Raw genomic sequence first — 14540 nt, forward strand, 5'->3', positions numbered from 1 at the left:
AGCGCGCCGTCGCCGGCGCGCAGGGCGGCCTCGATCAGCGTGAGATCGATGACGTCGCGCTGCGCGTGGCTGCCGCCAAAGCGATGGGCGATGGCCCGGATCGGACCGATCAGCCGGATGGTTTCGGCGTAGTTGCCCTCTCCGAACGCCTTGATCGCAAGCGTCAGGGGATGGCCGACATCCCTGGTGAATGCGGCGTTGTCGTCACTGCCGCGCATCGCCTCGCGCTGTGCTTCGAGCAAGATCCGGGCCGGAGCGCCGAGGCCGGCGCCGACGAAGGCCATCATCGCATGGGCGTCGTTGAAGGCATAGTTGCCGGCGCGGGCCTTGGGCACCCAATTGGCGGCCAGTGTTGCCCAGCGGTCACCGACATCGACGCCGCCAAGATGGAGCCGCCACAGGATCGCCGACGCATCGACCATGTTGAGCGCCAGCGTCGATCTGGCGCCGTAGATCGGCCCGTCATAGAGCTCCAGCACCTCGCCGGTCTCGCCGAGATCGTAGTGGAACAGCGCCAGATGCCACCAATTATGGACCTGGAGGAAGCTCTCCTTCGTCCAGGCTTCGGGATCGGCACGCATCCAGGCGATGCCATCCCTTTGCCGGCTTTGCATCTCCATCACATGGGCGACCGCATGTTGCGCCCAGCCGTCGCGCGGTTCGATCTCGACCGCTGTACGACCGAGCCTTTCTGCCTGCGTATATTCGCCCATCTCTTCGAGCCCAAAAGCCTGCATGCCGAGGATGGCGTGGTAACCCGGCATGTCGGTCCGCCATGAGGACAGGGCACGGGCGATGCGGTCGCGCAGCATGCGGGCGTTGCCGGTGAAGAAATCGACCTGGTGTCCGACCTGGAGCGCCACGGCGTCGAGCGGGAAATCGATCGCTATGTCCTGCAGGATGCCGGAGGCCTGATGCCAGCGTCCGTTGGCGAGGTGGCCGAGGGCCGAGACATGCGCCCGCTCGCGCGTTGTCGCGGCAAGCGGCAGCGCCGCCTCGTGGCAGGTCCTGGCCATGGCCGTCGCCTCCGGTTCGGTGGCAAGGCCGAAAAGGTAGCCCTTGAAGACATGCGCCATGACGAAACCGGGGTCCTGCGCGATGGCGCGGTCGATGGAGTTCACCGGATCGCCAACGAAACACTGCAATTCGCGCACGGCCTGGCCGTAGGGTGCGAATCCCGCGTCCGTCGCGCCCGAAAATGCCAAGCCGAATGCGTCCCGGATAGTCATGCGAGAGTCCTTGGTCGGCGCCCGATGGACATGATGCCCCTCGGTCCAACATGATCTTAAAGCATGGGCCACGGCGACGCCAAATCACGGACACATCTGCACCATGTCAGCTGTTTTTGCAGTTCATCAACCATGAGAGGAAGATTAGGCTTTGTAAAAGCGAACGAATTGTGGCTTCATTGCGGCGCGGGTAAGGGGCTTAAATCGCGATCTGAGAGGGGACGCGATGCGGCACTTTGAAATACAGCTTCCGAACAGCGGCTCGGAGCACATCGGCAAGGCTATTTCTTTGGCGCGGCGAAGGCCAAGGCGAATCAATCTTGGGTTTATTAGCTTACTTGCAACTACATCGCTGATGTTGCTGCCTGGCTCCGCGGCCTTCGCGGCATGCGTGCTGGTTCCGTCTCCGGGCAATGACACCTTCACTTGCGATAGTGGCGATTCGGGCGGCAGCCTCAACGATATCAACGGCAACAACACGCTGACCTTTTCCGCCGGCGGTACCGGCCAGGTGAGCGGCAACGTCACTTTCGGCGCCGGCACGGACCGCATCGACATGCAGTCCGGCACCATCACCGGCACGGTCGATCAGGGTGACGGCACGGATTTCTTCACCATCGGCGGCGGCATCGTCTCCGGCAATGTCCAGCAGGGCGCCGGCATCGACGACTTCAACATGAGCGGCGGCCTGGTCGGTTCGCTGAACCAGGGCGACGGGCTGGACACCTTCACCATGACCGGCGGGCGCATCATCGATTTCTTCGACGACGGCGACCGTGCCGTGATGACCGGCGGCCGCATCGGCCGTGTCAACATGAAGCTCGACAAGAACTATTTCAACATGTCGGGCGGCACCATCGACCGCAACCTCGTCACCGGCTTCGATCAGGACACCATCATTCTCTCCGGGGGCACGATCGGCGGCAACATCAGCGTCAGCGGCGGCAACGACAGCGTGACGATAACAGGCGGCATGGTAGGCGGCGATGTGCTGATGAGCTTCGGCGCCGACAATTTCGTCTGGAACGGCGGCGGCATCATCTATGGCTCGGTCGACCTCGGCGCCGACAATGATACCGCCAAGCTCAGCAATCTCACCAAGGCCAATCTTGGCGGAGCCGATGCGCTGAATGGCGGCCTGGGCACCGATGCGCTCACCTTCGACAACGTCAAGCTGGACGGCATCGCCGGGGTCCAGAACTGGGAAACCATCGACGCCACCAACGACACCCAGCTGATCCTGGACGGCAATCTCGTGCTGGGCGACAGCGGCACGGGCACCGGAAAGCTCAGCGTCGACCAGGCAAGCACGCTCTATGGCGGCGGCTTCAACAGCTCCATCCAGGCCTTTACCGCGGGACAGCTGGCCGAAGTGGTCAATGCCGGCCGCATCGACCTGATCAACGGCAGCACCGGCGCCACCGATCGCCTGACCATATCGGGCAATTATGTCGGGATGGGCGGGTTGCTCCTCCTCCAGACCGAGCTTGGCGACGACAGCTCCGCTTCCGACCGGCTGGTGCTGTCCGGCGGCACGGCCTCGGGCTCGACCGGCATTGCCGTGGTCAATGTCGGCGGCGCCGGGGCGCAGACCACGTCCGACGGCATCATGCTCGTCCAGGCGGTCAACGGCGCCACGTCGAGCGCCGGCGCCTTTGCCCTTGATGCGCCGGTCGCTGCCGGCGCCTTCGAATATTATCTCTTCAAGGGCGGCGTCAGCGCCGGGAGCGAGCAGAACTGGTATCTGCGATCGACCCTGAACACACCGGCAACACCGGCCGCTGGGCCGTCGGCGCTCGAACCGCCGCCGCAGCCAGAGCCGGAGGCGCCGCGGACCGAGCCGCCGCCACCACCGTCCGAGCTGCCGCCGGTGCCGGTGCCGACCGATGGCGACATCAACAACCCGCCGGTCGATTCGACACCGCCGGTGCAGGCGAGCGACCCCGAGCCCCAGGCGCCACCGGCACCGCCGCCAGCGCCGCCAGCGGATCCGCCACCGCCGCCGCCGGTGGTGCCGACCGCCGTGCCGGACCTGCCGACGCCGGCAGCCGGCGAGACGATCCTGCTCTACCGCGTCGAGGTGCCCACCTACTCGGCCTTGCCGCCGGTGGCCGAGCATCTGGCGATGACGACACTAGGCACCTTCCACGAGCGGCGGGGCGAACAGAGCCTGTTGTCGAACGCGGAGCTGTCGCCGGTCTGGGGCCGCATCTACGGCCAGGACGCCAAGATGGGCTGGTCGGGAACGGTGTCGCCGTCCTTCGACGGCACCTTGTTCGGCCTGCAGGCGGGCTTCGACGTCTTCGGACGCGAAACCGCGGCCGGCGCAATCGATCGCGCCGGCCTGTTCGTCGCCTATGCCAGCATGAAGGGCGATGTGCGCGGCCAGGCACTGGGGCAGAATGATCTGTCCGTCGGCAAGCTCGACGCCAACGGCACCAGTGTCGGCGGCTACTGGACCCGCATTGGCCAGGGCGGCTGGTACCTCGACGGCGTCCTCATGGCCACCTTCTTCGGCGGCGACGCCACGTCGTCGCGCGACGTCGGTATCGATATTGGCGGAACAGGTGTCACCGCCTCACTGGAGGGCGGCTATCCCATAGCGCTGGCGCAGGGCTGGACGCTCGAACCGCAGGCGCAACTGATCTGGCAGCATCTGTCGCTCGACGATACCAAGGATCGTTTCTCGTCGATTTCCTTCGACAGCGACGGCAGCGTCACCGGCCGGCTGGGCGCTCGCCTGCAAGGCGAGACCACTGTCAACGGCATAGCGCTGCAGCCTTACCTCAAGGCCAATATCTGGCATGATTTCGGCGGCACCGACCGTGTCAGATTCGACACCACCGACATCTCGACCGAGGGCAGGTCGACCTCGTTCGAGTTCGGCGGCGGTATCGTCGCCAAAGTGACGGACAAGGTCAGCATCTTCGCCACCGGCGACTACACCACCAACCTCGGCGACAAACGCCGCATCCTCGAGGGCAATCTGGGCTTCAGCGTCAAATGGTGAAGCAAGCAGCTGTGACGAGGTTCAGCCTGCCTGCAAATGGCCTGACCTGAATCTCAACACACCTTGGATGCGTTTCTCAATTGCTGGACCGCATCGCCACCGTGGCGATGCCCGCGCCGACCAGCAGCGTGCCGCCGGTGCGGTTGAGGATGCGGATCGCCTTGGGGTTGCGCACCACATTGCGGGCGCGTGCCGCGATCAGCGCGTAACCGAAGGCGTTGGCGAAGGCGAGCGCCAGGAACGTCGTCTCGAAAATCAGCATCTGCGTCCAGAAATTGGCATGCCGGTCGAGAAACTGCGGCAGGAAGGCGACGAAGAAGGTGATGCTCTTCGGGTTGAGCGCGGTGACCAGCCAGGCATGCGCCATCATCTTGGCCGACGACACCGTGTCGGTGCGCGGTTCGGCCTTCAGCGCACCGCCGGCGCGGAACAGTTTCACGCCGAGATAGATCAGATAGCCGGCGCCGATCAGCTTCAGGATGGTGAAGACAGTGGCGGAAGCCGCAAGCAGCGCGCCGATGCCCAGCATCGACAGGGTCATGGCGGTGAAGTCGCCGAGCGACACGCCGACGGCCATCGGCAAGGCCGTGCGCCAGCCCTGGCCCAGCGCATAGGACACGACCAGAAGGATGGTCGGGCCCGGGATGATGAGAAGGATGCTCGACGCGGCAGCGAAGGCGGCCCAGTTTTCGAAGGACATGCTCGTCTCCCTTGAGCTTAAAGAAGAGGATAAATCCTTGGGTCCCGAAGAATGTAAAGGGCCGAATCTTTGTTTTCGCGCATTCCGGCTCGGCAACCGGCACAATTGCGCCAGCGGCAACTCGGTGTCAGTTCGCGCCGCTTAGCAAACGCAAGCAGGACAAGGCATTCACGCTTTATCAACCATGAATGATGAAAATGCCCGCTATCCGGCCGGACCGTGCTTCCCGCCGAAAGCGTAGGGTTTGGGTATATGCGTGAGTTGCCGCAAGGTCCGACGCCGCCACGAAACGGCGACGCAATCGAAACCGATTTTCTTTTCTCCCGCCGCGCCGTCCTGTCCGGGGCCGGCGCTTTGGCGCTGCTTGGCGTCGCCGGCTGTTCGACTTCGGGTGGTGGCGACCTGCCGGCGCTCCAGCTCGACGATACGGTCACGGGTTCGGTGCCGATCCGGCCCTCGATCAGCGTCGACAAGAACATCACCAGCCCCGATGTCATGTACGCCTCCTTGACGGACAACGGCTTCAACGTGCCCGAGGTGCCCTATCTCAAGGTCAAGCCGGAATTCCGCCGCCAGATCGTCGTCGACACCACTGGCGAGGCGCCCGGCACCATCGTCGTGCATCTCAAGGAGCGCATGCTCTATCTCGTCCAGCCGGGCGGCGACGCCATCCGCTACGGCGTCGGCATCGGCAAGGACGGCTTCCGCTGGTCCGGTCGCGCCAACATCCAGTACGGCCGGGAATGGCCGACCTGGACGCCGCCGCCCGAAATGATCCAGCGCAAGCCCGAACTGGTGAAGTGGCAGGGCGGCCAGCCCGGCGGCCTCACCAACCCGCTCGGCGCCCGCGCGCTCTACATCTACCAGGACGGCAAGGACACCGGCTACCGCATCCATGGCTCGCCCGAATGGTGGAGCATCGGCCAGGCGATGTCGTCGGGCTGCGTGCGCTTGATCAATCAGGACATCATCGACCTCTACAGCCGGGTGTCGAAGAAAAACCCCGTCGTCGTCGTCTGATCGTCCATCCGTCGGACACTCCCCGTTGCACGATGCCGCAAGACAGGCGAAGGTGACCTGAAAACCATCGCCTAGAGCCGGATGATTTCAGGTCCGTTCGGACCTGAAATCTGAATCCGTCTCTAAATCTAAGAATTAGAGCATGATGTCGTCCGAAAACCGCTTCACACTTTTCGGCATCATGCTCTAGGGAGAAATCAAGCATGGCCGGAACCTTCGTCATCGCGCAGGGCGGCGGCCCGACCGCCGTCATCAACCAGACGGTGGTGGGCGCCACGCTGGAGATACGAAAGCGTCATCCCGGCGCCAAGGTGCTGGGCTCCATCCACGGCGTGCGCGGCATCCGTGACGGCAACTATGTCGACCTTTCCGCCATCCCGGAGGACCGGCTGCGGCTGATCGCCGGAACGCCGAGCGCCGCCCTCGGCTCGACGCGCGACAAGCCGGATGCCGCCTATTGCGAGGTGATCCTGAAGGGCCTGCGGAAGGCTGGCGCCGACGCCTTCATCTATATCGGCGGCAACGACACCTCGGGCACCCAGCAAATCCTGACCGATGCCGCCGGCGGCAAGATCGCCTTCGTCCATGCGCCGAAGACCATCGACAACGATCTCGAGGAAAACGACCATACGCCGGGCTTCATTTCGGCGGCTGAATTCGTCGCCGGCGCCTTCCTGTCCGTCGATCTCGATTTCCGCGCGCTGCCCGGCATCTATGTCGGCATCGTCATGGGCCGGCATGCCGGTTTCCTGACCGCGGCGGCGGCTGCCTGGCAACTCGATCCCGACAGCGGCCCGCATCTTGTCTATGTGCCGGAGCGGCCGTTCTCCGCCGCCGGCTTCATCGACGACGTGCGCGCCACGCTCGACCGCCACAAGCGCTGCATCGTCGCCGTCTCGGAAGGCGTCAGCACCGCCGACGGCAAGGCGCTGGTCGAAAGCCTGGTGCCGGCGGATAAGCTCGAGCGCGACCAGCACGGCAACGTCAAACTATCGGGCAGCGACCTGCCGGCGGCGCTCGAACGGGCATTGGCCGAGGGACTGCCAGGCAAGCGGGCCCGCGTCGACGCACTCGGCTACATGCCACGCGGCTATGTCGGCGCCATCAGCCCGGTCGACGCGCAGGAGGCCTTCGATGCCGGCGCCTTCGCCGTCGGCGTCGCCGAACAGGGCGGCGGCTCGGTGGCTCTGCAATATGATGGCAGCAAGATAGTGCTGAAGAAGGTGCCGCTGAAGAACGTCGCCGGCAAGACCCGCCACATGCCCGACGATTTCATGAAGCCCGACGCCAACCAGCTTTCCGAGACCGGCATGGCCTATCTCAAGCGGCTGGTGCCGGAAAAATACAAGGTCGGAAAGCCGTTCGTCTGATGCCCCGGCTCATACCTGATGCCCCGGCTCATACCTGATGCCCGGCCCTGCACATTATCCGGATTCTCACGTGAACTCAGGCTGGTTCTCCAGGCGCATCGTCGACGACAGGACGACGATGCTGACCGAGCCGTTCGTGCACGACTACGTGCGCGCCAATATCTGGCATTTCATCGGCAGCGATGCCGACCTTCTGGTCGATACCGGCATGGGCATCTGTCCGCTGGCGCCGCAGATAAGGACGCCCGAAGGCAAGCCGCTTCTGGTCGTCGCCACCCATATCCACCTCGACCATGTCGGCTCCCTGCACGAATTCCCGCTGCGGGCCGGGCCAAGGATGAGCGCGGCGCAATTCGAGAGCATGGATGAGGCCGCGACCTACGCCTACATGTTCCATGATCTTGAGGGCGCGGTCTCGAAACTGCCGGCGCCAGGCTGGAAATCGGCCGACTATGCGATACCGCCGGCGCCGTTGACGCGCACGCTCGACGAAGGCGACGTGGTCGATCTCGGCGATCGCCGGTTTCGGGTGCTGCATCTGCCCGGGCACTCGCCGGATTCGATCGCGCTGTTCGACGAGGCCGATGGCCTGTTCTTCAGCGGCGACGCCATCTATGACGACACGCTGATCGACGATTTGCCGGATTCCGACCGGGAAGCCTATCGCAACACGATGCGGCGCCTGCTCGACCTGCAGATCCGCATCGGCCATGGCGGCCACGGCCCGAGTTTCGACGGCAAGCGCATGCGCGAAATCGCGTCGGCCTATCTGCGATCCGTAAGCGCGCTCTGAATTAAATCTTCGTAAGGTCGGGCAAAAACCCTAAATTGGGCCATTCCGGACCCTAAATACCTGGTTGTCGATCCGGCCGGCCGCCATGTACGGCGAGACAGGCCACCCGGTCGTCGACACGCTGACGGGTGCTTTCTCCCACGAGCTGCCCGCGGCGCCGGATCAACTCTCGCCCGGACAGAACGACCATGTCACCCCTAGGTATTCTTCGTAGGCATCGCGTCGCCGCCCTGCTGGGCGCCGCGCTGATCATCTCCCCCGCCGTCGTCTCACTCGCTCAAAATGCCGGCAATGGCGGCTTGAGCAATGTCGCCGCGACGACCCAGACTCCTGTCGCCGGAATAACGGCTCCGAACGGATCGTTCGCGCCAACCGTGGCCGCGACCAAGCCCGCTGTCGTCACCGTCACGACAGTCATGAAAGCGCAGCCGGAAGTCATGAGCGAAGGTTCGCCTGACGGTTCGCCCTTTGGCGGCAACTCGCCTTTCGATGACTATTTCCACCAGTTCTTCGGCGATCAGGGCATGCCTGCTCCCAAGACGCCTCCACAACAGCAGTCGCCGCGCGCCGAGGCGCTCGGCTCGGGCTTCATCGTCAGTGCCGACGGCACCATCGTCACCAACAACCACGTCGTCGACGGCGCGACCTCGATCAAGGTGACGCTCGACGACGGCACGGAGCTTCCGGCCAAGCTGGTCGGTCACGATGCCAAGAACGATCTCGCCGTGCTGAAGATCAAGGCCAACAAGGCCTTGCCGACCATCAAGTGGGGCGACTCCGACAAGCTCATGACAGGCGACCAGGTGCTGGCGATCGGCAATCCGTTCGGCATCGGCACCACGGTAACGGCCGGTATCGTCTCGGCGCGCGGCCGCGACCTGCACAGCGGGCCGTTCGACGATTTCATCCAGATCGACGCGCCGATCAATCACGGCAATTCCGGCGGCCCGCTGGTGGATGTCAGCGGAAATGTCGTCGGCATCAACACCGCGATCTATTCGCCGAACGGCGGCAGCGTGGGGGTCGGCTTCGCCATTCCGTCGGACCAGGCCGAGAAGGTGGTCGCCAAGCTGATGAAGGGTGGCGACATCGAATACGGCTATCTCGGCGTCGAGATCCAGCCCGTCACCCCGGACGTGGCCAACGCAATCGGGCTCGACCATCCCGGCGGTGCCTTGGTCTCGCAGGTCAATGACGGGTCGCCCGCGGCCAAGGCCGGCATCGAAAGCGGCGATGTCATCACCGGCTTCGCCGGGCAGGACGTCAAGGATCCCAAGGATCTTTCGCGGGCTGTCGCCGACGTCGCGCCGGGTGCCAGGGAGACACTGGATGTCTGGCGCAAGGGCAAGGCCGCACAGATTTCCGTCGATGTCGGACGCAACAGCGACGATCTGAAGACGGCATCGACTGGCAACTCCAGCGCGCCGGGCACCGATGGGTCCCGCGCGCCGGCCATCGGGCTCGGCCTGATGGACATCACGTCCGACATCCGCCGGCAGATGAACCTCCCCGAGACCGAACACGGCGCGGTGGTTGCCAGCGTCAATCCCGACAAGCCGGCAGCGACTGCCGGCATCCAGCCGGGCGATGTCATCGTCGCCGTCAACCAGGCCCCGGTGAAGAGCGCGAAGCAGGTGACCCAAGCGATCTCCCAAGCCGGCAAATCCGGACGCAAGTCGGTGCTGCTTCTGGTGGAGCGTGGCGACACGCAGATTTATGTCGCCGTGCCGTTCGCCAATGGCTGACACGTAACACCGGCGTGGCGGGCTTGTGGACAAGCCCGCCACGCCGGGTCTACCGGCTATAATTTGCGCAGCGCCACTTCCTGGACCAGGTGGTCGGCGCCCTTGCGCAGGATCAAGTCGGCGCGGGCGCGCGTCGGCAGGATGTTTTCGCGCAGGTTCTTCAGGTTGATGTTGGTCCACAGGCCTTCGGCGATCGCCTTGGCCGCATCCTCCGACAGCTGCGAATAGCGGTGGAAGAAAGAGTCCGGATTGCGGAAGGCGGTCTCGCGCAGCCGCATGAAGCGGGAAATATACCAATTGTGGATCAGCTTCTCGTCGGCATCGATATAGATGGCGAAGTCGAAGAAGTCCGACAGGAAAGGGACGATCTTGCCGTCCTGCGGCAGCTTGCCCGGCTGCAGCACGTTGATGCCTTCAAAGATCAGGATGTCGGGCCGGTCGATGGTGACGAACTCGCCGGGGATGACGTCATAGGTCAGGTGCGAATAGACCGGCGCGCGGACATCGGGCAACGCCGACTTGATGCCTGACAGGAAACGCAGCAGCGCGCCGACATCGTAGCTGTCGGGGAAACCCTTGCGCTCCATCAGGTTTTCGCGGCGCAGCACCTCGTTGGGCAGCAGGAAGCCATCCGTGGTGATGAGATCGACCTTGGGGCTCGACGGCCAGCGCGCCAGAAGTTCCTTGAGCACGCGCGCCGTGGTCGATTTACCGACCGCGACCGAACCGGCGATGCCGATGATGAACGGCGTCTTGGCCACGTCGATGGCGTTGAAGAAGGCCTGGCGCTGCCTGAACAGAAGCTGGCTCGCCTCGACATGCGCGGACAAAAGCCGCGACAGCGACAGATAGATGCGCTTGACCTCTTCGAGGTCGACCGGGTCGTTGAGCGAACGCAGGCGGCGGAACTCGTCCTCGCTCAGCGTCAGCGGCGTATCGGCCCGGAACCGCGACCATTGCTCGGCCGAGAAGAAGCGAAACGGGGAATATTTCTCGGTTGGCGCGAGCTGATCCATCGAGATACCTGCCCTCCCTCCCGATCAGCCCTTGGGCCGTGACGCCTTCTCGGCCATGCCCGAACGCCCGGTGCGGCCTTCGAGCTCCTTGAGCACGTCATCCAGCGGAACGCCCGCTATGCTGAGGACGACGAGCCAATGATATATAAGATCGGCACTTTCCGAAACGAGGCCCTGTTTGTCGCTCTTGACGGCGGCGATGACCGTCTCGACCGCCTCTTCGCCGAGCTTCTGCGCCGCCTTCTCGATGCCGCGCGCGAACAGTTTGGCCGTCCACGAGTCCGGATCGCCGGAATGGGCGCGGTCGCTGACGATTTTTTCCAGGTCGGAGAGCGAAAATTCGGCCATATCAGTCTATCTTCTTGTTTAAGCCGGATTTTTCCCAGAAGCCGGCTTCGGGAACATGCTCTAGGACCTGTTACCGAGCGAGTCCAGCCGCATCGGCAGGCCGGCCTCGGCCATATGCGCCTTGGCTTGCGCGATGGTGTAGGTGCCGAAATGGAAGATGGAGGCCGCCAGCACAGCACTTGCATGGCCGTCGCGAATGCCTTCGACCATGTGGTCGAGCGTGCCGACGCCCCCCGATGCGATGACTGGCGCGCGCACCGCGTCCGATACCGCGCGGGTCAGCGCGATGTCGTAGCCGGCCTTGGTGCCGTCGCGGTCCATCGAGGTCAACAGGATCTCGCCGGCGCCGCGATCGACCATTTGGCGCGCGAATTCGACGGCGTCGATGCCGGTCTTTTCGCGCCCGCCATGGGTGAAGATCTCCCAGCGCTCGGCCTCACCGGGGCCGGACACTCTCTTGGCATCGATGGCGACGACGATGCATTGGTTGCCGAATTTGTCGGCGGCTTCGGCGACGAAATCCGGGTTCTTCACCGCGGCCGTGTTGATCGACACCTTGTCGGCGCCGGCCAGCAGCAATTTCCTGATGTCGGAGACCTGGCGCACGCCGCCGCCGACGGTCAGCGGCATGAAGCATTGTTCGGCGGTGCGGGCGATGACGTCGAATATCGTCTCGCGATTGTCCGACGAAGCGGTGATGTCGAGAAAGCAGAGTTCGTCGGCGCCGGCGGCATCATAGGCCTTGGCTGCCTCCACCGGGTCGCCGGCGTCGATGAGATCGACGAAATTGACGCCCTTGACGACACGGCCGTCCTTGACGTCGAGGCAAGGGATGACGCGGGCTTTCAGCATCAGCGGCCCTCTATCGTGGCAAGCAGATCTTTGAGCAGTTGGCCGACCAGCGGCGGCACATCGGCCTGGGCATCGAAGGCCGGATCGTAAGCGGAAACGGTGATGCCGACGACCGGCACCGCAAGCGCCACGGCGCAGGCCGCGTCGCGCATCTGCTCCGGGTTCGGCCCGCCAGGGGTGACGTAGCGGTTGGCCTGCAGCACCTTGGGATCATGCACGTCGAGATCGAGATGCATGTGCACGCTGTTGGCGCCGGCTGCTTTCAGTCTTTCCGTCGCTTGCGCCACGCCCGGACATTCCGTCCGGATGACCGGCAACGTTTCGAGAAGTTTTTCCTCCGCCGGATCGAGATCGCGGGCGTTGACGAGCACGCAGCGCGCGGGATCGATCGGCCTGAAGCCGGGAATGGCCGTCGCCATCGGGCGCCAGCACAGGCCGAGCACCGTCGATAGCGCCATGCCATCGAGAAAGCCGTATACGGACGTCTCGGGCGTGTTGAGGTCGCCATGCTGGTCGGCCCAGATGATCGCATCGGCGCCGTCGCCGGCGACCGCGCCGGCACTGGTCAGGCAGTTTCCGGCCAGCACGATGGGAAACCGCCCTCTGTCGCGGGCAATGCGGACCTCGCCCGAGACGGCGTTGCAGACGGCAAAACCGGTGGCGATCTCGCGCTCCTGGTCGGCGCCGACCCTGCCGATGTCCTCGACCGTGACGTCGTGACCGGCAAGGGTCAGGGCATCGACGAGCCCGCCTGATATCAGCGCGTCGGGCCCCTGGCCCATGCCGCCGTGATAGTGGCCGCTGTCATAGGAGGCCAGGATGAGCGAAACCTTCACGATCGCGCCTCCGTCGCCGGCCGGCCCTGCAGGATCGCCAGCGCCTCGGCCGGGTCGATGCGGCCATCATAGAGGGCGCGGCCCGAGATCGCGCCTTCGAGTTTTTGCGCGTCGGGCATGGTCATGCGCACGATGTCGGCGATCGAGGCCAGCCCGCCGGAAGCAATGACCGGGATCGACACGGCGTCGGCGAGGTCGATGGTGGCGTCCCAGTTGATGCCGGTCAGCACGCCGTCGCGGTCGATGTCGGTGTAGATGATGGCGGCGACGCCGGCGCCTTCGAATTTCCTGGCCAGTTCGATGACGCCGAGGCTCGAGGCCTCGGCCCAGCCTTCGACGGCTACCTTGCCGCCCTTGGCGTCGATGCCGACGGCAACCTTGCCCGGAAACGCCTTGCAGGCCTGCCTGACCAGATCGGGATCGCGCACCGCCACCGTGCCGAGGATGACGCGGGCCAATCCACGGTCGAGCCAATCCTCGATCTGCTCCAGCGTGCGGATGCCGCCGCCGAGCTGCACGGGGTTCTTTGTCGCTTTGAGGATGGCGCCGACCGCGGCGTTGTTGACGCTCTGACCCTGGAAGGCGCCGTTCAAGTCGACGACGTGCAGCCACTCAAAACCCTGCTCTTCAAAGGCTTTGGCCTGTGCTGCCGGATCGTCATTGTAGATGGTCGCGGTCGCCATGTCGCCGTGCTTGAGGCGCACGCACTGGCCGTCCTTGAGATCGATGGCTGGAAACAGGATCATACGTTCAGGCGCCTTCAACGATGACGAAATGACCTGATGAAGCGGCAAGCCGGAATTTGGAGGCATGCTGATATTCAGGCGAATGATAGCATTCGACCGCCTTGTCGAAAGACTCGAACTCGACCAGCACATGGCGGTTGCCGGTAGGTCCTTCCGGATTTTCGTGGCGGCCGGCTCGCACGGCGAATTTCGCGCCATACTTCGCGAACGCCACGGCATTGGCCTCGATGTACTGTTTATATATCTCGGGGTCGCGGACATCGATCATCGCCATCCAGTAGCCCTTCTTGCTCATGGTGTTCAGGGCCTCCAGCGCAGGAAATTCGTGATCAGCGCCAGGCCCAGCGCCTGGCTCTTCTCCGGATGGAACTGCGTGCCGGCGAGATTGTCGCGGGCGACCGTGGCCGTCACCGGGCCGCCATAATCGGCGACCGCAACGACCTCGTCCGGGTTCTTTGCATCGAGATGGTAGGAGTGGACGAAATACGCATGCAGGCCCGACGCGCCGGTCGGAATGCCGGAAAACAGCGGGTGCTGGCGCCTCAATTCGATCGTGTTCCAGCCGATCTGCGGGATCTTCAGCGCCGGATCGGAAGGCGTGATCTCCTTGACGTCGCCCGATATCCAGCCGAAGCCGTTGGTGATGGTCTTTTCTAGGCCGCGCTGCGACATCAGCTGCATGCCGACGCAAATGCCCAGGAAAGGCCGGCCCTTGGCGATGGCGACGTCCTCGACCGCCTCCCACATGCCCTCGACGGCACGCAGGCCGGCCGCGCAGTCGGCGTAAGCGCCGACGCCGGGAAGAACGATGCGGTCCGCGGTGCGTACACGGTCGGCATCGGCCGTCAGGTCGATCCGCGCCGATATGCCGGCCT

The 14540-nt window shown here is 64.4% G+C and carries 14 protein-coding genes; 5 read left to right on the forward strand and 9 right to left on the reverse strand.

From position 1 onward, the window contains the following. Positions 1-1229, reverse strand: a 1229-nt coding sequence (locus O7A61_RS27390; RefSeq protein WP_337132447.1) for a tetratricopeptide repeat protein, incomplete at its 3' end; no start/stop codon positions are given. A gap of 226 nt (positions 1230-1455) precedes the next feature. Here O7A61_RS27390 and O7A61_RS27395 point away from each other — a divergent pair. Continuing rightward, positions 1456-4239, forward strand: a complete 2784-nt coding sequence (locus O7A61_RS27395) for an autotransporter family protein (protein WP_337132448.1) — start codon at positions 1456-1458, stop codon at positions 4237-4239. Between the two features lie 76 nt (positions 4240-4315). Here the strand turns inward: O7A61_RS27395 and O7A61_RS27400 are convergent, their stop codons facing one another. Beyond that, on the reverse strand, positions 4316-4939 hold the full coding sequence (locus O7A61_RS27400; protein ID WP_337132449.1) for a LysE family translocator: 624 nt from the start codon (positions 4937-4939) through the stop codon (positions 4316-4318). A 252-nt stretch (positions 4940-5191) separates the two neighbouring features. Between O7A61_RS27400 and O7A61_RS27405 the strand changes: the two genes are divergently transcribed. The 4 genes from O7A61_RS27405 to O7A61_RS27420 all read left to right on the forward strand — a co-directional run bounded on the left by O7A61_RS27405 (position 5192) and on the right by O7A61_RS27420 (position 9867). Continuing rightward, positions 5192-5959, forward strand: coding sequence for a L,D-transpeptidase (locus O7A61_RS27405; protein ID WP_337132450.1), 768 nt, complete (start codon positions 5192-5194; stop codon positions 5957-5959). Positions 5960-6162: 203 nt separating this feature from the next. Beyond that, positions 6163-7329 (forward strand): diphosphate--fructose-6-phosphate 1-phosphotransferase, encoded by a 1167-nt coding sequence (locus O7A61_RS27410; RefSeq protein WP_337132451.1) that lies wholly within the window; start codon positions 6163-6165, stop codon positions 7327-7329. Between the two features lie 118 nt (positions 7330-7447). Beyond that, the gene (locus O7A61_RS27415; protein WP_337132458.1) at positions 7448-8122 is read left to right on the forward strand and encodes an MBL fold metallo-hydrolase; all 675 of its coding nucleotides are present in this window, start codon (positions 7448-7450) and stop codon (positions 8120-8122) included. A gap of 188 nt (positions 8123-8310) precedes the next feature. After that, entirely contained in the window at positions 8311-9867 is a 1557-nt protein-coding gene (locus O7A61_RS27420) for a DegQ family serine endoprotease (RefSeq protein ID WP_337132452.1), read from the forward strand. Positions 9868-9923: 56 nt separating this feature from the next. Here the strand turns inward: O7A61_RS27420 and coaA are convergent, their stop codons facing one another. The 7 genes from coaA to hisH all read right to left on the reverse strand — a co-directional run. Beyond that, positions 9924-10883, reverse strand: coding sequence for a type I pantothenate kinase (gene coaA, locus O7A61_RS27425; RefSeq protein WP_337132453.1), 960 nt, complete (start codon positions 10881-10883; stop codon positions 9924-9926). Between the two features lie 24 nt (positions 10884-10907). Next, positions 10908-11231, reverse strand: a complete 324-nt coding sequence (locus O7A61_RS27430) for a phosphoribosyl-ATP diphosphatase (protein ID WP_337132454.1) — start codon at positions 11229-11231, stop codon at positions 10908-10910. 60 nt (positions 11232-11291) lie between these two features. After that, complete coding sequence (gene hisF / locus O7A61_RS27435; protein ID WP_027142437.1) at positions 11292-12086, reverse strand: imidazole glycerol phosphate synthase subunit HisF; 795 nt, start codon at positions 12084-12086, stop codon at positions 11292-11294. Next, the gene (locus O7A61_RS27440; RefSeq protein WP_337132455.1) at positions 12083-12919 is read right to left on the reverse strand and encodes an arginase family protein; all 837 of its coding nucleotides are present in this window, start codon (positions 12917-12919) and stop codon (positions 12083-12085) included. Before O7A61_RS27440 ends, hisF begins: the two co-directional genes overlap by 4 nt. After that, positions 12916-13665, reverse strand: a complete 750-nt coding sequence (gene hisA, locus O7A61_RS27445) for a 1-(5-phosphoribosyl)-5-[(5-phosphoribosylamino)methylideneamino]imidazole-4-carboxamide isomerase (RefSeq protein ID WP_337132456.1) — start codon at positions 13663-13665, stop codon at positions 12916-12918. The genes O7A61_RS27440 and hisA overlap by 4 nt, the downstream gene beginning before the upstream one ends. A 4-nt stretch (positions 13666-13669) precedes the next feature. Then, positions 13670-13960: a DUF1330 domain-containing protein gene (locus tag O7A61_RS27450; protein ID WP_027142434.1), complete on the reverse strand. Its 291-nt coding sequence runs from the start codon at positions 13958-13960 to the stop codon at positions 13670-13672. A 5-nt stretch (positions 13961-13965) separates the two neighbouring features. Next, positions 13966-14540, reverse strand: a 575-nt coding sequence (gene hisH / locus O7A61_RS27455; protein ID WP_337132457.1) for an imidazole glycerol phosphate synthase subunit HisH, incomplete at its 5' end; no start/stop codon positions are given.

This window comes from Mesorhizobium sp. Cs1321R2N1 (assembly GCF_037179725.1).
GTDB lineage: Bacteria > Pseudomonadota > Alphaproteobacteria > Rhizobiales > Rhizobiaceae > Mesorhizobium > Mesorhizobium salmacidum.